The 20,900-nt window shown below is 30.3% G+C and carries 9 protein-coding genes; 1 reads left to right on the top strand and 8 read right to left on the bottom strand.

Annotation, left to right across the window (positions count from 1 at the left end; all coding sequences use genetic code 11):
• Positions 1 to 86: 86 nt before the first annotated feature.
• From ABGT36_RS03630 to dapF, 6 genes are all read right to left on the bottom strand, one after another.
• Entirely contained in the window at positions 87 to 12,491 is a 12,405-nt protein-coding gene (locus ABGT36_RS03630; RefSeq protein ID WP_346676873.1) for a SpaA isopeptide-forming pilin-related protein, read from the bottom strand.
• Positions 12,492 to 12,504: 13 nt separating this feature from the next.
• Positions 12,505 to 13,686 carry a BTAD domain-containing putative transcriptional regulator gene (locus tag ABGT36_RS03625; RefSeq protein ID WP_346676871.1) on the bottom strand — a complete coding sequence of 394 codons (1,182 nt, stop codon included), beginning with the start codon at positions 13,684 to 13,686 and terminating at the stop codon, positions 12,505 to 12,507.
• A gap of 196 nt (positions 13,687 to 13,882) precedes the next feature.
• On the bottom strand, positions 13,883 to 15,070 hold the full coding sequence (locus ABGT36_RS03620) for an aspartate aminotransferase family protein (RefSeq protein WP_087300113.1): 1,188 nt from the start codon (positions 15,068 to 15,070) through the stop codon (positions 13,883 to 13,885).
• 2 nt (positions 15,071 to 15,072) lie between these two features.
• Positions 15,073 to 16,209, bottom strand: a complete 1,137-nt coding sequence (locus tag ABGT36_RS03615; RefSeq protein WP_346678618.1) for a M20 family metallopeptidase — start codon at positions 16,207 to 16,209, stop codon at positions 15,073 to 15,075.
• A 3-nt stretch (positions 16,210 to 16,212) separates the two neighbouring features.
• Positions 16,213 to 16,917 (bottom strand): 2,3,4,5-tetrahydropyridine-2,6-dicarboxylate N-acetyltransferase, encoded by a 705-nt coding sequence (dapD, locus tag ABGT36_RS03610; protein WP_087300117.1) that lies wholly within the window; start codon positions 16,915 to 16,917, stop codon positions 16,213 to 16,215.
• A gap of 19 nt (positions 16,918 to 16,936) precedes the next feature.
• Positions 16,937 to 17,770, bottom strand: a complete 834-nt coding sequence (dapF, locus tag ABGT36_RS03605; RefSeq protein ID WP_346676869.1) for a diaminopimelate epimerase — start codon at positions 17,768 to 17,770, stop codon at positions 16,937 to 16,939.
• A gap of 368 nt (positions 17,771 to 18,138) precedes the next feature.
• Between dapF and nrdD the strand changes: the two genes are divergently transcribed.
• Positions 18,139 to 18,417: an anaerobic ribonucleoside-triphosphate reductase gene (gene nrdD / locus ABGT36_RS03600; RefSeq protein ID WP_087300121.1), complete on the top strand. Its 279-nt coding sequence runs from the start codon at positions 18,139 to 18,141 to the stop codon at positions 18,415 to 18,417.
• A 15-nt stretch (positions 18,418 to 18,432) separates the two neighbouring features.
• Here nrdD and ABGT36_RS03595 read toward each other — a convergent pair whose 3' ends face one another.
• On the bottom strand, positions 18,433 to 19,191 hold the full coding sequence (locus ABGT36_RS03595; RefSeq protein ID WP_346676867.1) for a nitroreductase family protein: 759 nt from the start codon (positions 19,189 to 19,191) through the stop codon (positions 18,433 to 18,435).
• Between the two features lie 112 nt (positions 19,192 to 19,303).
• Positions 19,304 to 20,896, bottom strand: coding sequence for an ABC-F family ATP-binding cassette domain-containing protein (locus tag ABGT36_RS03590; protein ID WP_087373408.1), 1,593 nt, complete (start codon positions 20,894 to 20,896; stop codon positions 19,304 to 19,306).
• Between the last annotated feature and the right edge of the window lie 4 nt (positions 20,897 to 20,900).

Raw genomic sequence — 20,900 nt, 5'->3', positions numbered from 1 at the left:
CACATTAATATCACATATAACACGTTTTAATACATGGTAATTAAAAAATTTTTAAAAGAGGCGATGTTTTTACTCGCCTCTTAAAATTACTTACTTTCAACTATTCTTTTTTTCTTATTTCTACCAAAATAGGTTGTTACTAACGCCGCTATTGATCCTAGAGCTAAAACAAAATATTTTGAAAGGTTAATATTATCACCAGTAGGCTGACTGCCATTATACTGAGTAATAGTTGTAGTAGTAACATCTGGATCATAGACACCTAAATCCCATGTCATATCATAACCATCCTGATCAAGATAGAATGAACGAGTATAATACCAGATATCATCATTTGCATAAATTCCATCACTATCTATAGCACTATCTTCACCTTGAGTTGATAATGTTACATTATAGTTATCCAATACTTCAAATTTTACTCGATAATAACCTTCTTTTAAGTTATTAAAGATATAATATCCTTGGCTATTAGTATAAGTTGTAGCTACTTCCTGCCAATCATTTTCATTAGTAATATCATCATTATTAGCTTCTAAAACTACTTTAATATTACTAATTCCCGTATTTTCTTCATCCTGGATGCCATTGACATTACTATCATAGAAAACATAATCTCCAATAGCACCAGTTGACTGAACGATACCAGCATCCCATGATAAATCAATCGTGTTGTATTTTAAATCAATTGGATCACTAGGATAACCAAAGCCAGGAATATATTGACTTAATGCGTTAGAATCTTCACCTTGATCATCACTAGCATATGGAATAGTTACTTTAGTTGTAATTCCTAAATCGAAAATTACTCGATACTGGATTCCTGTATAGGTTGAACTTTCCAAATTTTCAAATAAGTATAAACCATTTTCATCACTAACGCTTTGACGATAATATTGCCATTGAGCATTTTCGTTTTCACGTCTAAACAAGTAGACATTTATTTTAGAAACTGGGGTATCACCTTGATCTTGAATACCATTAGCATTATTATCCATAAAGATATAATCACCTAATGAACTATATAATCTAGTACCACCGTCAATATTTGTAACATGTTCATTTAATCCTACTTGAATAACATCGCTATAACCACTAACCTGATCATTTTCAGTTACAATTTGATTTACGACATCACTATCAATCGTATCATTAGTACCTACATCACCAGATACTAAACTATAACCGTTAGGGAAGATAAATTTCACAACATAGTAACCAGCATCTAATTGTTCAAAATGATATTTACCATCACTACCAACAACTACTTCACTAATCAATTGATTTTCAAGCGGTAATTCATTGATAATATCAAATTCTTCATCTACTTGATATAATTGAACAATTGTTCCTTCTTTTAATATCTGGTCTACTGGATCTCCATTTTCATTAAGATAATTTTTAGTATCTGAGTAATCCCGGTCTTCAAAAACATTACCTGAAATAGCACTATATACTGTTAATCCAGCATCAATAGACATATCACTATCATGATATTCTAATTCAATTAATCCTGTTTTAGCGACTAGTGCATCTTGATTATCAACTGTAATTATTGGATTAGAATCAAAGTTTTCATCATCACTAAGATTATTACCAGTAAAATAATAACGATCTAAATAACCACTTCCATATGATGGAACAACACCGTCAATATCAAATTCAATAATATAATAACCAGCTGTTAGATCTTCAAATAGATAATAACCTAAATAATCGGTTTTTGTTGTTTTTAATGCTTGACTATTAATAATCTCACCATTTTCATTAGCTTGATATAATCTAACTGTTACACCCGCAACACCACTTTCATCTGGATCCTGGATACCATTTTTATTAGCATCAAACCAGACATAATCACCTAATGAACCATTGGCAACAAAACCAGCATCTAAACTTAAATCAGTATCACCAGCTAGACTGGCATCACCTAATTTAGTAGCATTAAGAGCAAAATATTCAGTGAAACAATAATTATCTTTAGTACTATCAGCACCAATATTAGAATCTATTTCTGGTTGTAAATTACCATTTTGATCTTTTACATATGGCAATGTTGGTACATAGGTATAAGATGATTCGTCTTCTGGAATCGCAAACTCTACTCGATATTCAAAATAACGATCACCAACATAATCATTTGGATCAGTTGATGTATTATCGGTTTTGCCACTCTTTAAAACATTACAATCTTGATTTTTAAACTCATAACGACCAGAACTATCAGTAATTGTCGTAAAGTTATCATCATCAAAGATTTCCTGACGTTGTAACTTACCATCTTTATCATATGTTGTTACATATTTGTGTAAAGTTACTTTTAAACCTTGAACTGGAACATCACTTTGATCTTGAAGTCCATTACGATTAATATCATACCAGGCAAAATCACCAATCGTACCTTTTGGTAACGATAATTGAGCTTTTACTTCACGGTTTTCAGTAATATCAGTTGATAAGACTTCTTCACTACCGTTTCTTAAAACAGCTATCAAAGCTGAATTAGCCATTAATTTATTGCTTATTTCATCGATTTGATCAGTTCCATATTCAGGAGCAGTCATTTTGACATGAATAGTAATTGTTTCACCTGGTTCTAATAAATCTTGTGAAAAATCAAATTCAATTGCAAAAGCACTAACTAAACTCAAATCACCATGATACTCACTAGCTTTTATCCATTGATGACTACCGCTGCTCCAATCACTATCAGACCATTTGTTATTATAAACAATTGGTAATTCTTCTTTAGCGCTATATTTAGTTCTAGCTTCTTCTTTCCATTCATCAAATTTACTATCAATATCATCACCAACACAATAATATAAAGTGTATTGAACATTTTCATTTAAGACATCAACGTAATTTAATAATGGTGCTTTTTCTAAAGTTGTTGAACGAGCTGTATAATTGTCATCAGTACGGTTTACTAGTGAATCACCATTAAATGGTAAAATATCTACTACTCTTGCTTTACTTATTGCTCGATCTGATTTTTCATCGTCACCACCGTTTTTAAAAGTGATCTGATAATCTAAATCTTCACCAGGTGCAGTAGAAGCAATTTGGTTGTAATTTAAATATTCATCGTTATAAATTCCTTTAACTTGTTTATGAATTGATAAATAGTTAGTTTCATTAATAGTAATGATACCGACACTATTTGGATATTTTAAACCTTCTCCAGTATTATCAATTTCATCACGACCAGTAATTGTGTCTAATGTTTTATCGTTAACTAAAGCGTTATAATTACTTCCAGTACTGCTTTCAACAGTAAAGGCATTTCCATAAGGATTTTCTATTGATAAAGCAGTTATTTTTCCACTTGTAAAATAAGCTGGAGCATATAATGACGTGCTTGTATCATTAATCGATGTTGTTCCGGTATATTTAACAGTTATTTTCATACCAGGTTTAAATTCAAATTCATCATCTAATAAAATAGTTACTTTTCTTGTTTCTTTACCAGTACCTTCTAATTGACCATTTTGGAAAATACGTGCTTCAACTACGCTATAAACAACACTATATTGTTCCGGAGTTAAAACCATTCCATCACTAGCATCTTCACTATTATAAACAACTACTTGGAAATTAGTCATTTCACCACTAAAATCATCAATTGGATAAGTCTCAGTGTTTAATGTCATTGCTAGTGGTAAATCAAAACTAATAATTGGCTGAATAATTGTTTTATCAGGATCATCATCACTACTATCACTTTTATTAACTACCGTGATCGTACTTTCAATAGAATCACCTGGCTGATATATTTTATTTTCTTGACCAGCAACTATTCCTAAAGAAACTTGTGGTAAACCAGTTTCATTTAACGGATAATAAACATTAACTAAATCACTAGCTTTTTCAACGATACCATTTTGACTGATACCACTTTCGTCTTTATAAGTATAATTATAAATAACTTTTGCCTGATTTGAAACGCGACGAATTTCATTAGCGGTTGCATCAGATTGACGTTTATTAATAGTAACATCTAGATCAATACCATCACTAGTAAATCCTTCACTAATCAAACCATTTTCAACAAAATATACCACTTTAACTTTAGTAGCTTTTACATTATCCAATGGTATTTTAATACTTTGATCTTTTCCTGGAACATTAACAATTAAACTATCATTAGTTTGCCACTTTGATGAATCAGCCATCATATAATAAACTTGGGCTTTAATATTATTTTCATCCTTATCATTTGCATGATAAATCGTCACTGAATCAATCGTATAAGGATCATTAGGATTGGTTACCACATAATCATTATTTTCATCAACATAATATAAAGACATCTTACTATCTTCAACTTCAACCGTTGAAACAGGTACATCATTTTCACCTTGAGCAAAATTTCTTATCGCAAAGCTTTCTTGATCACTGCTATCTAGTAAAGGGGTATCTACACTTTTATCACTTATTAATTGTTGATTATCAATGATGTATTTTTCAATTTTAGGATTAATATCCATAATATTTGTCTTAGCATAATTTTTAAAAGTTACCAGATTAATATTTTCTGTATTATCTTTAGAATTGATTAATTCTTCATCTTGAATTGGATATACTTTAACAGTCTTTTCAATTTGATGATATTTTTCATCAAGACTGTAACCATCAGGAGCTTTAATTTCAGTAATCAAATACTCACTACCATCTTTACTAGCTGGTAATAAGTCACTTACTGCTATACCTTGTTTATTAGTAGTTAATTCAATTGGCACAAAAGTACCATCATTAACTTTACTAATCTTAAATACAGCCCCTTCAAGACCTTTATTAGTATCATCATCAACTTTTTTAATGACTAGTCTTCCCATTGTTGAAGTATTAATAATAGTTCCTTTTTTACCATCAGTACCTTCTACTAAATAATCAATAACTTCACTTTGGTTAGCTTTAACAGTTACATTATATTTAGTTGTATCAAGCTTATAACCAGGTAAAGGTGTTATTTCCTGAACATAATAATCACCAGCAGCTACATCCTGCCAAGTAATTTTTCCATTGCTATCTGTTAATTTGCTTGCAATCAACTTACCATCTACACTGTATAAACCAAATTCGACTCCAGCTAAAACAGCATTTTCATCACCAATATATAAACTATGATCATCATATTTTGTAACACTAATTGTTCCTAAAGCCTGATTTACAACACTATCTTTACCTGCACTAGTTACAAATGTAACTTCGCCAGCTTCAATTACAAAATCAATAGGTGTCATTATTTCAAAGTTCTGTGGTGCTTTAGTTTCTACCAATCGATAATTACCAGGATCTAATATATCTGATAAAAATTCACCATTTACATTAGTTACTGTAAATTCTGGTAAATAATTATTATAAGAACCATTTTCTTCTTTTTGTAATTGGAAGGTTGCCCCTACAAGTGGAGTTTTATCAGGAGCAGTCTTAGTAAAACTAAATCTTCCTTTATTAGCAGTATTTACAATTGCCTGTTTACCAGTATAAACACTATTTTCTTTTCCTTTTTCAATAGTAACTTCATAGACTTTACTATCACCTTTAAAATCATCTGGTACCTTGCTTTCACAGAACAAATACTTACCAGCTTTTAATCCTTCAAATGTTACTATTCCTTTTTCATCACTAGTTTTTACACCAATTAAAATATCATTACCATCAATTGCACTATCATTATTTACATCTTGATACAATGTAAACTCTGCATTAGCTAATGGATAATTTTGAGTATTATTACTATCATAAATCGTCCATTTTGATACTTTTTCGATTTTTAAACTTCCTAATGGCTCATTTTCTAATTCATAAACCACTTTAACTGGATTACCTTTTTCACCATTATTAGTTGTCGTTATTTCAATTCTGTTACTATTAGTAACAATATAACCATCAGGAGCATTATCTTCTTGAAGATAATATTTAGTATCTGGTAACAATCCAGTAAAAATAATTTCCTGACTATTACTATCACAAGTTATTTGTGCTAATTTATTACCATTAACCACACTATCCCAAAGACTAAAGACAGCCCCATTTAAATTAGTAATTTTCTTACCAGTAACACTATCAACTTTATCTATTTGAATACTTTGAGCCATAGTATTGGTAATAACTTCACTGCCATTACTATCCTTTGATGTAACCTTTAAGCCTTTAACTTCATAAATATATTCAGTATCATTTATAAAATATCCATCAAGACTATTTACTTCTTTAACTGTGTACTTTCCTTCTGGTAATAGTTTTGTTAAAGCATTACCATCTTTATTAGTAGTTATCGTATCTACTTTTTTACCACTGCTATCAAAAACATCAAAAGAAACACCAGCTAATTTTTGATCTCGAACATAATGATCTACTTTAGTAATTAAAATTTGACCATAAACTGAATCATTAGAAATTATTGCTGTTTTACTACCAGTTTCCTTTCCATTTTGATCAATTTCAATAACATCATTAGTTGTTTTACCAGCTTCAATTTCAAACTTACCTAAATAACTATTAGATACAAAACCATTATTTTCATTATCTAAACCAACAGTTGTCTCTTTCAATACATAAGTTCCAGCTTCTAACCATTTTTTATTAGAAACATTAGTACCATTTTGATAAAAGACTAATTCACCATTACTATTAGATTTAGCTGTAGCTATTGGATTATCTAATTTTAAAGTTCCGTTTTCAATTTGATAATGATATACTTCAAAATTAACATCTTTTAAAGTTTCAACAACCTTTTGACCATCTTTTAAATAAGTTCCTTTTTTAACTAATCCATTAATATTTCCTTTAGGAACATTTTTAACAATTAACGGATCTTTTTTAGCATCGTCAATGCTATCATAACTTTTAATTAATCCAGTTACTTTATTAGAATCAATTTTAAATTCAATTGGTTCACTATTTAATACATAACCATCTTCAACACTTGTTTCTACTAAAACATAATCACCAGGTTTTAAAAAATCTGATAAGATTGGATCTTTAGTTCCTGTTGTTGTAATGGTTGTAACTACCTGATTATCGCTATAATCATTATCCTGATCTTTTTGGTAAATATTAAATGTCGCTTTAATGTAATCATTACTATTATCACTAGCTACTTTATTTAAAGCTAATTTTCCATAAGTAGTCGTATTAACAATGTTATTTGTAGAATTAACATTATCACTATATAAATCCTTATTATTTTTATCTGTCTCTAAATGAACAGCATATCTAATAACTTTTGGAGCAGTAATTCCCTCTGGTAAATCATCAGTAACTTCTTCAATAACATATAATCCTGCTGGTAAAGTTGTTGTAATAAAAGTACCGTTATCTTTACCTTGAGAGATAGTTCCAGTTGTATAAGTATCTACTTTATTACCTAATGTTACATATCTATAGACATCATCAGTTTTATCATAAACTTCTATTGCTCCATCGGTATCTTTATCAACTATATTTGCGGGATAAACATTAAAGTTAATACCATCTAAATTTGTTTTTTCACCTGCAAAGTCTAATACTTTTTTGACCCAGATTTGTTGAAAATGATAATTACGAATACTTAATTTTTGACCATTTTCATCTTTTAAAATATAAGCATCCCCACTTAATTCAACTGTTGCTTTATAAATAGTATCATCACGATTATAGTTTTCCGGTGCTTTTAACTCTAAGACATAATATGTTTGAGTGGCATCAATATCGATAAATTGGAAACCTCTTTCTTTAGTACTTATAGCTGTTTGTAATAAATCATATTTGGTCCACTCATTTTTATCATTAATGACTTGATTCTGGTCATCAGTAGATAATTGGTTAAATTTAACTGCGCCTTTATTACTACTAAATAATCCAATTACTGCCCCATCAATTCGTTTATCAGCACCATCATATTTATCCCCTACAGGATATGTTAATGGATAATTAGTAATTGTAATATCACTAATTTTTTGTTTTTCAATTTTTCCAACATAATACCATTCATGAACCATGCCATAGTATTGTGGTGCTTTTATTTCTTGTAGGACAACTTCTTTTCCATCTTCAATAAATTGTGAAAAACCAATTCCTTCTTCTTGACTGCCATTACCTTTTTCATCATAAACAATAGCACTTCCAGAAACAATGTTTGAAGATAAACCACTATCAACTACATAACAGTCCCGATAATCTTTGCCATCAAATGCTTTTACTAAAGTTGCTCCTGGAGTACCTTTATCAACAACATAATAGATATCAAAATCTGCCCCATTTAATCTAGTTTTATTATCAACATTACTAACTTTAGTAACCTTGATCTTACCTTTTAATGGTGTATTATTAAATGTCAATTTTTCAGTTTTACCAGCTTGTAAATGAACAACCTGTGGTACATCTGTTTGATAATCCTGTTTTTGTAAGTCCGTCAATTCTTCTTCAACATAGTAATAACCCGGCTCTAATTTAGAAGAATAAACAACATCTTCACCACTAACGATACTTGTAACGGGTAAACCATCTTTATAATAATATTTATCACCTTGTTTTATGGCTCCTTCAAAGTCTTTATTTACTTCAATTGCTTTATAAATATTAAACTTAATTCCAGCTAACGGCTCAATAATATCACCATTAGCACTGTCTTTCCATGTTGTAATCTTTTTAATACCAATAGTACTTTGAGGAACATTGGTTAGTGGATCATTTACAAAATCGCGATTAGTTTTACCAGCTGTAATTGTAAAGTCATGATAAGTACTATCTAAAACATAATCGCCAGTTACGCTAGTTTCGACTAATACATAATCTCCTGGTTGTAAATATTCACTTACTACTTCTTTACCATCACTACTTGATGTAAGAGTTGTAATAACTTGATCATTTTGATAATCATGATTATTATCTAATACTTTTTTATACACATTAAATGTTGCTTTAACAGCTATATTTTTATCGATAGAGCTTACTTTCTTAATGGCCACTTTACCCATAGTTAATTTATTGACAAAATCAATATTAGTATTATTTCCAACACTTGTTGCAAGTCTACCAGCTTCAACGGTGATTTGTTTATTATTACCACCATCAACTTCCCACTGTAAACCGATATCTAATTCTACTACCCAGTATTTTCCAGCATCAAGTTTTTTTGAAGTAGCCATTCCAGTTGTTTCATTAGTTGTTAATGTATTATAAGTCCCATTTGCTTTTGCTACGTTACTATCTGCTTCAACATCAGTAGTTAAAACTGGAAAATATGCAAAATTTCTACTTGCTGGTGTCGGTGAAGAACTATCAAGTTCAAATTGTGTTTTAGTAATTGTAAATTGTCCTTGAGGGACATTCGTTATCTTACCACCATCAAAACTATAATTATCATCAGTTCGATTAACATCAGGTGCAACAAATTTAACTTTTTCACTATTTAAAGTATAACCATCAGGTGCTTTAGTTTCTTGATAATAATATGTTTTACCTGGTTGTAATTGTACAAACGTGATATATCCATTTTCATCACTGGTAATATTTTCTTTCAAGACTGTTGTTCCATCACTATCATATAAAGTAAATATAGCCCCATTTAATTTTGTTTGTTCATTTAATGATGAAACTTTTTGTAATTGATAATTAACATAGTGATCATTGGCAACTATAAGATCAGTTACCTGGTTATTTTGTAAAGTAAAATCAATGTGTTCAGTTTTAACGACATAATCCTTTAAACTAGAACCATCTTTTTCAACTAAATAATAGCTTCCTGCTACTAGAAAACTACTTTGACCAACACCTAAAGCATTAGTTGTAATTGTTTCAATTAATTCATTATTACTATTGTATAAATCAAAAGAAACCCCACTAATAGGCTGATTAGTTTTAGAATCTACTTTTTGTACTTGTAGATATCCAAAGCGGTCAGTTTGATTGATAATTTTTTGAGTTGTTGTTTTACCAGCTAATACTTCAACTTCAATCACTTCTTGTTTTAACTGATAACCATCAGGAACCGCAAATTCTTTTAAATAATATGTTCCAGCTGGTAAACTGATTTCATTTGAATTATATTCACTATTAATTGTTTCAATTGATTCAATAACAACTGGATTGCCATTTTCATCTTTTACAAGAGAATCATCAGTTGCGTTTTTATTAGTATAAATATGAAATTTTGCCCCAGCTAAATTAATTTCTAGATTTACGTTTTCATTTACTAGTGCACCTTTTTTTAGAAGTCTTAGTTTTCCTAATTGTTCATTTTCCATTGTTACTTTATTCAAAGTCTGGGTTTTAACTTGAACTGTATAAAAATTATTATCTAGTTTATAACCTTCAGGAGCACTGACTTCTTTATAAACATAATAACCTTTTTCTAAAGCATTAGATTCACTATTACCTTCTAATGAAAAACTTTGACCTAGACTATTATTACTTATGGCTTCATTAGCTTCTTTTTCACTTGCAAATGGTCCATAAACATTAAAGATAGCACCTGATAATTTTTTAGAATTATCATTTTGATCAACTTTGTAAATAATTAACTTTCCTTTAGAAGAACTATTTACAACATATGGCATTCCTTGATCATCTCTAGTCATACCATCAGGATAATTAACCTGATTTGCTTTAACACTAACATCCCACTTTGTTATTGCTGGCTGATCATATTCACCACTTGTAAAATCTTCTTCTACTAAATATTCACCAGCTGGAATTCCTTCAAATAATACTAACCCATCTTCATTAGAATAAGTTTCATAAACTTTATTTGTATCATTTTTATTAGTTAATTTAAATTTTACCCCTTCTAATGGTCCTGAAGTACTACTTGTAGCACTTGTTCCAACTTTATTGAAAGCTACATAACCATAGCCGTTATCACTATTTTCATTATTGACTTCAATTTTACCATCATTTACTTTTTCACCTTCAAAATAAACAACAGCCTGATTATTTTCATTTTTTATTTCTATTTTAGATACTTCTTTACTAGTAATTGGTAAATCACCAGTAGTTTCTTTTAAATAATAAGTTCCTTCGGTCATATTTTCAAAAATAACCTGACCATCTTTATTTAAAGCAACACTATTACCAACAGTATTTCCATTAAAATCAACAGCCGGAATAGTACATTCTTGATCGCTATATAAACCAAATTCAATTTTAGAATCACTATAACGATAATATAGATCCTGTTTATCCTGGTCAAAAACAAATTTTTCATCTAAACCAAGACTAGTACCACCTTTAACTGTCAAATACTTAGTAATCGTTAAATTTGTAACTGGGGCATTTTCATCAACCCAGCCAACATTAACTGAAGCATTATCATTAGTTGTTTTATAAGTACTTTCACCTACTGGTAAATATTTAATTTCTGCTTTATTATCCAATAGATAAGGTATTTTATCTTCGTCAACTGGTAATACTCGATAAGCATTATAATCATAATTAGCATTAATTGTATAAGTTGTTAAAACATGAGCATCATCAGGGACATAAGCAGTTGTATAGTCATTTTTAATATCACTATACGTACTTACATATTTGATCCTAATGGCTTTAACAGAACCATCACCATTTAATACTAATTCATAATCTTCACCTTCTTGAAGCATATTTTCAGATGATTTTGTTATACCGGCATATACTTCAATATTATAAGCTCCCCCATTAGCTACTGGAGCCACTGGTAGTGTATCTACCAGCATAAAACCGTCAGCTTTATTTCCTTGTTCATCGACGAAAGTACAATTTAAACGGCCATAATTATTACCAATATCGCTAATATTCTTTCCTGGTGCTGCAGTTATCCGATAATCAACACTATAGTATTTTTTACCATTGATTGTTTCAATCGAATAATCATTATTGTTTTGTTTAGCGACATCTTTACTTACAGTCCAATCCTGACTAGCAGTAGCGATAACTGTTGCTTCAGGTACTAATATTTCATTAAAATTAGGACTAGAATCGCCAGCTACAACTGAACCTGTTAATGTCATTCCGGTGAAATTAGCTACACTACCATCAGGAGTTTTTAAATTATCAAAACTCATTTGCAGATATAATGTTCCAGTCTGTCCAGGAACTAGTTCATCAGCTGTAATCGTTAAGGTTCGCTCTTCATAAGGCGTTCCTTCAAAATTAATATTATAATTTATTTCATCGAAAGCAGTTCCTTGAATATCGCTTGTTTGACCACTAAAAGATACATAGGATGGTAACGTTATCGATAACGTACAATTAGTGTATCTTGAAGTTTCTCCACTAGCTGAAATTGTATAACCAATCGCTAAAAAAAATGATTTTCCAGATTGAACATCACTGATTGAAACATAGGAACCATTTATTTGTTCAACAATCTGTGATGTAAAATTAATATTGGCATTTACATTATCATCTGCTTTAATTAAGACACCATTGTTGAACAATGTAAGTAGCATTGTCAATACTAAAGTTAAAATGCCGGCTTTTTTTAGCCATTTAGCTTTATTAAACAATCTTTTAAATTTATCCATCATAAACTCCTCCCTACCTTATTTTTTTCAATTCACAATTTAAAAAAATCTCATGATGTTTTTTCTTTTCATTAAAGCGATTAATAATTCGATCAATTGCCACCTGGGCTCCTTCAACATTAGGAACTGCTAAAATAAGCGAATATTGGGTCATATTAAATTTAGAAAAGACATCATTTTTACGTAAATTATTGGCAATTACTTTTTTTAAAATATCAGCTTCTTGAATTAATTCTTTTTCACTTAAGCTATTACTTTGATCAACAATCGTTAACAACGCTAGTACTCTAGCTTTCATTGTTCTTCTTGCAAAACGAACATTTATTTGATAAATATTTTTAAAAATATCAAAATCGCAATAAAATGTTTGTTCACTACTATTATCAACAACTAAAGTTTTCTCTAACTGATCGACATTTACTTGAGAAACTGAAGATGAATCAATGATCATCTTATATATTTCTTTAAATTTAGTAGATACTTCAACACCAAACTTACTATAGTAATAGTCAACGGTTTGTCGATAAAACTGAATTGCCTGATCAATCTTTTTAGTTTTGTAATAAGCATATAACTTATATTCGTATATTCTTGTATCCATTATTTTTTGACAATTAGGATGATCACAAATCCTGATTATTTCTTCGTAGATATTATTTTCTGTCAGCTGCTTTAAAGTCGCTAACAAACTTTCCAAACAATTCCTTTCCAGTGAGTTATTATTTTGAATGATCCAGTCATTATAATTAAAATCTGGTAAAAATTCTCCTTGATAACGATTAAGCATCTCTATGCATAAATTATATTTATGAAACACATCACGCTCTTTAATAATCTGATTAGAAATTAAGATAACATCTTCATAATCTACGATACAACAAACATCTTGATTCCAAAAATAACTATGTCCTTTAGACTTAATTACATCCATACCATTAAACAGTTTTTTAAATTCTTTTCTAGCTCGATAGACCAGGTTTCGTAAAGCCCCCTCCGGTTTATCAGAATTACCCTCAGGCCATAAAAAATCAATTAACTGCTGATTGTTTATTGTATAATTACGGTTTAATATCAGGTAAATGATTAACAGTTCAACCTGAATGCTCCGTCTTTTTTCTTGTGGAAAAGCCACACGTCCATCAGTAATTGATAATTTTCCCAAAGTTTTCACCTGCAAAATATCCTTACTAACCATGATGTTCCCTCCAGTTATAATTAATTATATAATAAAAAATAAAGTGGATAATTTAATTGCCTGGGCGTTTTTTTTATTATGCCCATTAAATCAATTAAAAATAACCACTTTATAACTAAAGGCACCAATATTCAGTTTTTTTATATGACTTTTAAAGTATTGAACAAACAAAAAAGCATCCTTTTCAGGATGCCCATTAAGCGTTAATTTCATCAATTGTTTCAGTTAAAATATTGATCATTTTATCAACATCATCTTTATTGATAATAAATGGTGGTAGCATTCTAATTACATTAGTTCCTGCAGTAACCATGATCAACCCTTTATCAAGCATTTTTTGAATATAAGGTTTTACTGGATGATCAAATTCTAAACCGATCATTAAACCTAAACCACGTTTTTCTTTAATAAAATCATACTTAGCAACTAATTTGTCTAATTGTTCATGTAGATATTTACTAATTTCTTGAACATGATCTAATAATTTTTCTTCTTCAATAATTTTAAAAACAGTACGACATGCTTGTCCAGCCATTGGATTACCACCATATGTAGAACCATGATCACCTGGTTTCATTGCAGAACCAACTTTTTTGTTAGCTACAAAAGCTCCCATTGGAAAACCTGCTCCAATTCCTTTAGCTAAACAAACAATATCTGGTAATAAATCATATTGGAAATAAGTCATGATCGTTCCCGTTCTACCCATACCACATTGAACTTCATCTAAGATCATAACAATGTCATGTTCATCACATAATTCTCTGATTCCTGTTAAGAATTCTTTAGTACAAACATAAACACCACCTTCACCTTGAACCGGTTCAACAATGATAGCAGCAGTTCTTGGCGTAATTAATTTTTTTACTGATTCTAAATCATTAATTTCACCATATTTAACCCCAGCAATCAATGGTCCAAATGCAGTTTGATAATTTGGATTACCTGTTAATGTTACTGAACCAGTAGAACGGCCATGGAATGAATGTTTTAAACTAATAATTTCACTATCCGCTTTACCATGTTTTTCATAGTAATACTTTCTCGCTAATTTTAAAGCTCCTTCAGTTGCTTCAGTCCCACTATTTGTAAAGAATACCTGATTTAATTTTGTTGCTTTAACAACAGCTTCAGCAGCTTCAATTGTTTCAACACTATTAAAATAATTAGAAATATGCATTAAACGATGTACTTGTTTTGTTAAAGCTTCACAATAGACAGGATGATTATGTCCTAATGAATTAACACCAATTCCAGAATAAAAATCTAAATATTCTTTTCCATTAGTGTCATATAAATATACCCCTTGACCATGATCGAAAGTAACATCATAACGACCATAAGCATTCATAAAAGCATTATTTGCTCTATCATAATAATTCATTTTTATTCCCCCAATTTTATCTTGCAGGCAATTTGATAATATAACTCAACTGCCTGTAAAAGAACTTCTTCATCAAAATTAAAAGTTTCTGTATGCAAACCACTATTATAGCGTTCTGTTTTAGTTCCAACATAGAAAAATATACCTGGTATCTCACGTTGATAAAAAGCAAAATCTTCAGCTAACATTAATGGTTCTTTTAACTCTTCATAATTATCACCAGTCAACTTAACAAACTGAGCATATAAATCATAATCATTTAAAACTGGTGGATACATTGGCGGACAACTAAAATCAATTTTGCAGCCATAAGCTTCTTCCATCCCATGGTTGATTGCCTGCATTGTATCTGTAATTTTTTTAAAGACTGTTTCACTATATGTTCTAACTGTACCTTTAAATACCGTTTGATCAGCAACAATATTTCTAACAGTACCACCCTTTATTTCACCGATATTAATAACACAGCTTTCAACTGGAGCTATTACTCGAGTTAAAATATTTTGATACTGACAAATTAATTGACTAGCAATCAAAATCGAATCAACACCTAAGTGATATAACCCGGCATGAGCGCTTTTTCCAGTAACGGTTACATCAAGCTCACCGTTTTGAGCCATTAAAGGACCAGGACGACAAGCAATTTTACCAGCTTCAATAGTTGGCATTAAGTGTAAACCAAAGATAGCTTTGACATTATACTGTTTCAATATTCCAGCCTGGCAGATTAAATTAGCCCCACCTGGTGATTCTTCTGCTGGTTGAAAAATCAATAAGATATTATAAGCAAAATCAGCCGGTACTTGCGATAATTTTTTAGCAAACCCTAATAATGCTGCCATATGACCATCATGACCACAAGCATGCATATATCCTTGATGCTTAGATGCAAACTCACAATTAGTCTGTTCTGTAATTTTTAAAGCATCCATATCGCTACGAAAAGCAATTGTTTTATCTTGATGGCAATCAAGATAAACTAGAATTCCTGTTTCTAACACTGAAATTGGCTGGTAACCCATTTTTTCTAATTCTTTTTTTACATATTGTGACGTCTTAAACTCCTCTAAACCTAATTCAGGAATTTGATGTAAATCACGGCGCCATTTAGTAATCTGTTTTAAAAGATCCACTGTCATCACCTAAATTTTTCTTAAATCATCCATTAATTGAGTTTTGCTTTCTGTTTTTTCATCTTTTTGTTCTTTAACAATTCGAGCTGGATTACCAACAACTACTGCTCCAGCTGGAACATCTTCAGTAACAATTGATCCGGCACCAACAACAGCACCTTTACCAATACGAACTCCTTCTAAAACAACAGCATTAGCCCCAATTAAAACATCATCTTCTAAAATAACTGGTGTAGCACTAGGTGGTTCAATAACACCAGCTAAAACTGTTCCAGCACCAACGTGGCAGCGTTTTCCAACTTCAACACGACCACCTAAAACAGCACCCATATCGATCATTGTTCCTTCACCAATTTTAGCTCCGATATTAATAACTGCACCCATCATAATTACAGCATTATCACCAATAGTTACATGTTCACGAATGAAACATCCTGGTTCAATTCGGGCATTAATATTAGTCATATCTAATAAAGGAATAGCACTATTACGACGATCTTGTTCTAAATAAGAATCAGTAATATTAGCTTTATTTTCCTCAATATATTTTTTAATTGCATCTAAATCACCAATACAAACTCTGCTTTCTGGTGTTCCAAAAATTTTAAATTCAGTTGTAGCTGGTAAATCTTTACCATTTAAATAAACTTTCACAGGTGTTTGCTTTTTAGCATCACCAATATATTTAATAATTTCTTCTGCACTATTTAACATTTTTTCTTTACTCCTTCATTTAAATTTCAATTGTCCCAGTAAAAACATTAGTCGCTGGACCGGACATGATAATTGTATCACCATTGTACTCAATTTCCAAACATCCACCCAATAATTCAACAGTAACTTTTTTACCAGTATGCTTATTTAAATAACAAGCATACATTACTGCACAAGCACCGGTACCACAAGCCATTGTTTCTCCAGAGCCACGTTCCCAAACTCGCATTTTAACATATTTATCATTAACTACTTTGACAAATTCAGTATTAACTGATTCTGGAAATAATTGATGATGTTCAAATTCCGGTCCGATTTTATTTAAATCTAATGAATCTAAATCATCAACAAAAGTAACAGTATGTGGATTACCCATTGAAATACTTGTTAAATGATACTCATGATTACCTATTTCAACAGGTTCATTGATCATTTGCTCTTTTGGGTAAGTACATGGAATATCTTTACAATTAATTATCGGTTTTCCCATATCTACTTTGACACCAATACATTCTTTACCATCAAATAGCAACTCAACAACTCTAAGTCCAGCTTTGGTTTCGATATTTAATACATGTTTATTACTTAATTGATGATCATATATAAATTTTGCGAAACAACGAATTCCATTACCACACATCATTGCTTCACTGCCATCACGATTAAACATTCGCATTTTAAAATCATATTTATCAGATGGTAAAACAACAATCATCCCATCACTGCCAATTCCAAAATGGCGATCACTTATTTTTGTAATAAATTCTTTATCCATGGGAATTTCCTGACTGATTCCATCAAAATATATATAGTCATTACCAATACCTTCCATTTTAGTGAAATGTAACTGCATAATTCCCCTCCTTTTCATGTATTTACAAGATTTTATCAAATTGATTAATGTTTTGCAATAAAAAGAGCCTTATATATCAACAACTTCAAATATTTTCAATTTATAAAATATGAACCAGTTTAATTCATATAATATTATGTGGTGGTTTTAATGAAATATATGTTTAAACGAGTAAATCGAGTTTTATTAATTCTTTTGTTTACACTTGTTTTAATGATTATTTATTATTGGTGTTAATGGTGCATATCAGATGTAATTTTTTTATAAATAATTATAATATTATTAAGGTAAAAATATGGAAATGATTTAGTGGTAATTAAAATCTAGTGAAAGGAAAAATATATCACAGGATATATTGGGTAAAGGAAATGGAAGAAATTAATAATGTTGCTGTTACTGTAAAAAATGGGGCAATGGACGAAGAAGAAATTAAAGCATATATCAGTTATTTAGAAAACAAATTTCCTGATGAAACTTTAAAATCTTTAACGATTAAAATTGATGGTGATGAAGTTGATTTAGACTATGTTTTCTATCCTCAAAACTTTGAACGAATTAGACGAATTACTGGTTATTTAGTTGGTACTCTTGATCGCTTTAATGACGCTAAAGCCGCTGAAGAACGTGATCGAGTTAAACATGCATAAAGAATAGCATTGCTGCTATTCTTTTTTATTATCCTGCCATCTTTCAATCCACGATTTAGCCGAGCGGCTCATCTCTTCGATAAATGGATCAGTCCACTTACGATTATAAATATCATCTACAATAGCTTGTCCGCCACCTTGACGATTACTATTTTTAGCTTTTTCATCAAACATTGCTGCAATTTTTTCATCATTAAAATGTTCATATTGATCAACACTTACTACATATTTTGAATCAAAACGAACCGGCTTTTTCCGTTTTAACTGACCTTTAGCGGGATAACCCATAACTAACATTGCTACCGGTACTGTATAACGTGGCAAATTAAACAAATCACGATGGAATTCATACTGTTCAATAATATCGCCAATAAAACAGCTGCCAATTCCCATACTTTCGCCAGCAACAACAGCATTTTGTGCAGCAATCAAAGCATCACTATATGCTAGTAAAAAATCACCAGTATCAGGCTTACGAACTTCATTATCTTTTTGGTAATATTTAAAAGCATCATACCATTTTTGATAATCCGCAACAAAAATTAATACTATTGGCGCTTTAGCAATAAAAGGCTGATTATCACAGCTTTGAGCCAGCTTATCTTTAATTCCCTGATTTCTAACATCGATAATTGAATATAATGTCATATTTCCAGCTGTCGGTGCTTGAATTGCAGCATCAATAATTAACTGTTTTTTATCATTTTCAACTGGTTTATTTTCAAAAGCACGCACTGATTTTCGTTCAAATAATTCCTTAATTGTATTATTCATAATTCCTCCAATAAAAAAAGCAATGTTACAATCAGGAAAGTTACTTCCAAATCTTCACATTGCTTTCCATCAATATTCATATTCTAACTATAACATGAATATCTTAAAAATTCTATAAGCTATCTTTATATTCTAAATACTCATCATAAGTTGATAGACGATCAATAATTCCTTCGCTATTAAATTCAATAATACGATTAGCGATTGTTTGAACAAATTGATGATCGTGGCTAGTAAATAAAATATTTTCTTTAAAGTTAATTAGCCCTTGGTTTAAAGCTTGAATTGTTTCCAAGTCTAAATGGTTAGTTGGTTCATCAAAAATTAAAACATTAGCTTCTGACATCATCATTTTTGCAAGCATACAACGAACTTTTTCACCACCAGATAACACTTGAGCTTTTTTCAATGCTTCTTCACCTGAGAATAACATTCTTCCAAGCCAACCGCGTAAATCTTGTTCATATTCATCTTTTGTTGAAAACTGACGTAACCAGTCAACTAGAGTTAAATCACAATCATTAAAGAAACTTGAATTATCTTTAGGGAAATATGACTGACTTGTCGTAACACCCCATTGATAACTTCCTTCATCTGGTTCAATTTCACCAGTAATAATTTTAAAGAATGTTTCTGTTGCTTTACTATCACCTACAAATGCTACTTTTTCTTTAGGATTGATTGAAAAACTAACATTATTTAATAATTTAACACCATCTACAGTCTTTGATAATCCTTCAACTTTTAAAACGATATTTCCAACTTCACGTCCTGGTTTAAAACTAATAAATGGATAACGACGTAATGATGGTTTAAGATCTACCATTTCTAAGTTATCTAATAATTTTTTTCTAGATGTAGCTTGTTTAGCTTTTGAAGCATTAGCACTAAATCTAGCAATGAATTTTTCTAATTCTTTCTTTTTAGCTTCTGCTTTTTTATTTGTTTCTTTAGCTTGTTTTAATTGTAATTGGCTATATTCATACCAGAAATCATAGTTACCAACATACAATTGTACACGTGAATAATCAATATCGACAATATGTGTACAAACTTTATTTAAAAAATAACGGTCATGGCTTACAACAATAACAGTATTTTTAAAATTCATTAAGAAATTTTCTAACCAGCGAACACTATGCATATCAAGGTGGTTAGTCGGTTCGTCCAATAATAGTACATCAGGATTTCCAAATAAAGCCTGAGCTAATAGCACTTTTACTTTTTGGTTGGCTTCCAATTCTTTCATCTTTAAATGATGATATTCTTCACTAATACCTAAACCATTTAATAAAATTTCACCATCAACTTCAGCATTCCAGCCATCCATTTCAGCAAACTCACCTTCAAGTTCAGCTAACTTAATACCATCTTCATCATTAAAATCAGCTTTAGCATAAAGTTTTTCTTTTTCCTGCATTATTTCGTATAAACGAGCATTTCCCATAATAACAGTTTCTAAAACTTCATTTTCTTCATAAGCAAAATGGTCTTGTTTCAACATTGATAGACGCTTATTAGGCTCTAAAATAACTTCACCTTTGTTAGGTTCAATTTCACCAGATAAAATTTTTAAAAAAGTACTTTTACCAGCGCCATTAGCACCAATAACTCCATAACAATTTCCACTAGTAAATTTAATATTAACATTTTCAAATAAGGCTCTATCGCCATATTGCAAAGATACATTTTGTGTTGATATCATTTAA

Origin of the sequence: Erysipelatoclostridium sp. An173, assembly GCF_963931465.1 — a bacterium.
In the GTDB taxonomy this organism is placed as follows: Bacteria; Bacillota_I; Bacilli_A; order Erysipelotrichales; family Coprobacillaceae; genus Thomasclavelia; species Thomasclavelia merdavium.
Note: the sequence above shows the minus strand (reverse complement) of the source record. Positions and strands in the feature narration are given on the sequence as shown.

What these genes read in the sequence shown, in the direction of transcription:
- ABGT36_RS03625 (WP_346676871.1), bottom strand. Translation starts at nt 13,686, where the DNA reads ATGGTTAGTAAGGATATTTTGCAGGTGAAAACTTTGGGAAAATTATCA.
- ABGT36_RS03615 (WP_346678618.1), bottom strand. Translation starts at nt 16,209, where the DNA reads ATGACAGTGGATCTTTTAAAACAGATTACTAAATGGCGCCGTGATTTA.
- nrdD (WP_087300121.1), top strand. Translation starts at nt 18,139, where the DNA reads ATGGAAGAAATTAATAATGTTGCTGTTACTGTAAAAAATGGGGCAATG.
- dapD (WP_087300117.1), bottom strand. Translation starts at nt 16,917, where the DNA reads ATGTTAAATAGTGCAGAAGAAATTATTAAATATATTGGTGATGCTAAA.
- ABGT36_RS03630 (WP_346676873.1), bottom strand. Translation starts at nt 12,491, where the DNA reads ATGGATAAATTTAAAAGATTGTTTAATAAAGCTAAATGGCTAAAAAAA.
- ABGT36_RS03595 (WP_346676867.1), bottom strand. Translation starts at nt 19,191, where the DNA reads ATGAATAATACAATTAAGGAATTATTTGAACGAAAATCAGTGCGTGCT.
- dapF (WP_346676869.1), bottom strand. Translation starts at nt 17,770, where the DNA reads ATGCAGTTACATTTCACTAAAATGGAAGGTATTGGTAATGACTATATA.
- ABGT36_RS03620 (WP_087300113.1), bottom strand. Translation starts at nt 15,070, where the DNA reads ATGAATTATTATGATAGAGCAAATAATGCTTTTATGAATGCTTATGGT.
- ABGT36_RS03590 (WP_087373408.1), bottom strand. Translation starts at nt 20,896, where the DNA reads ATGATATCAACACAAAATGTATCTTTGCAATATGGCGATAGAGCCTTA.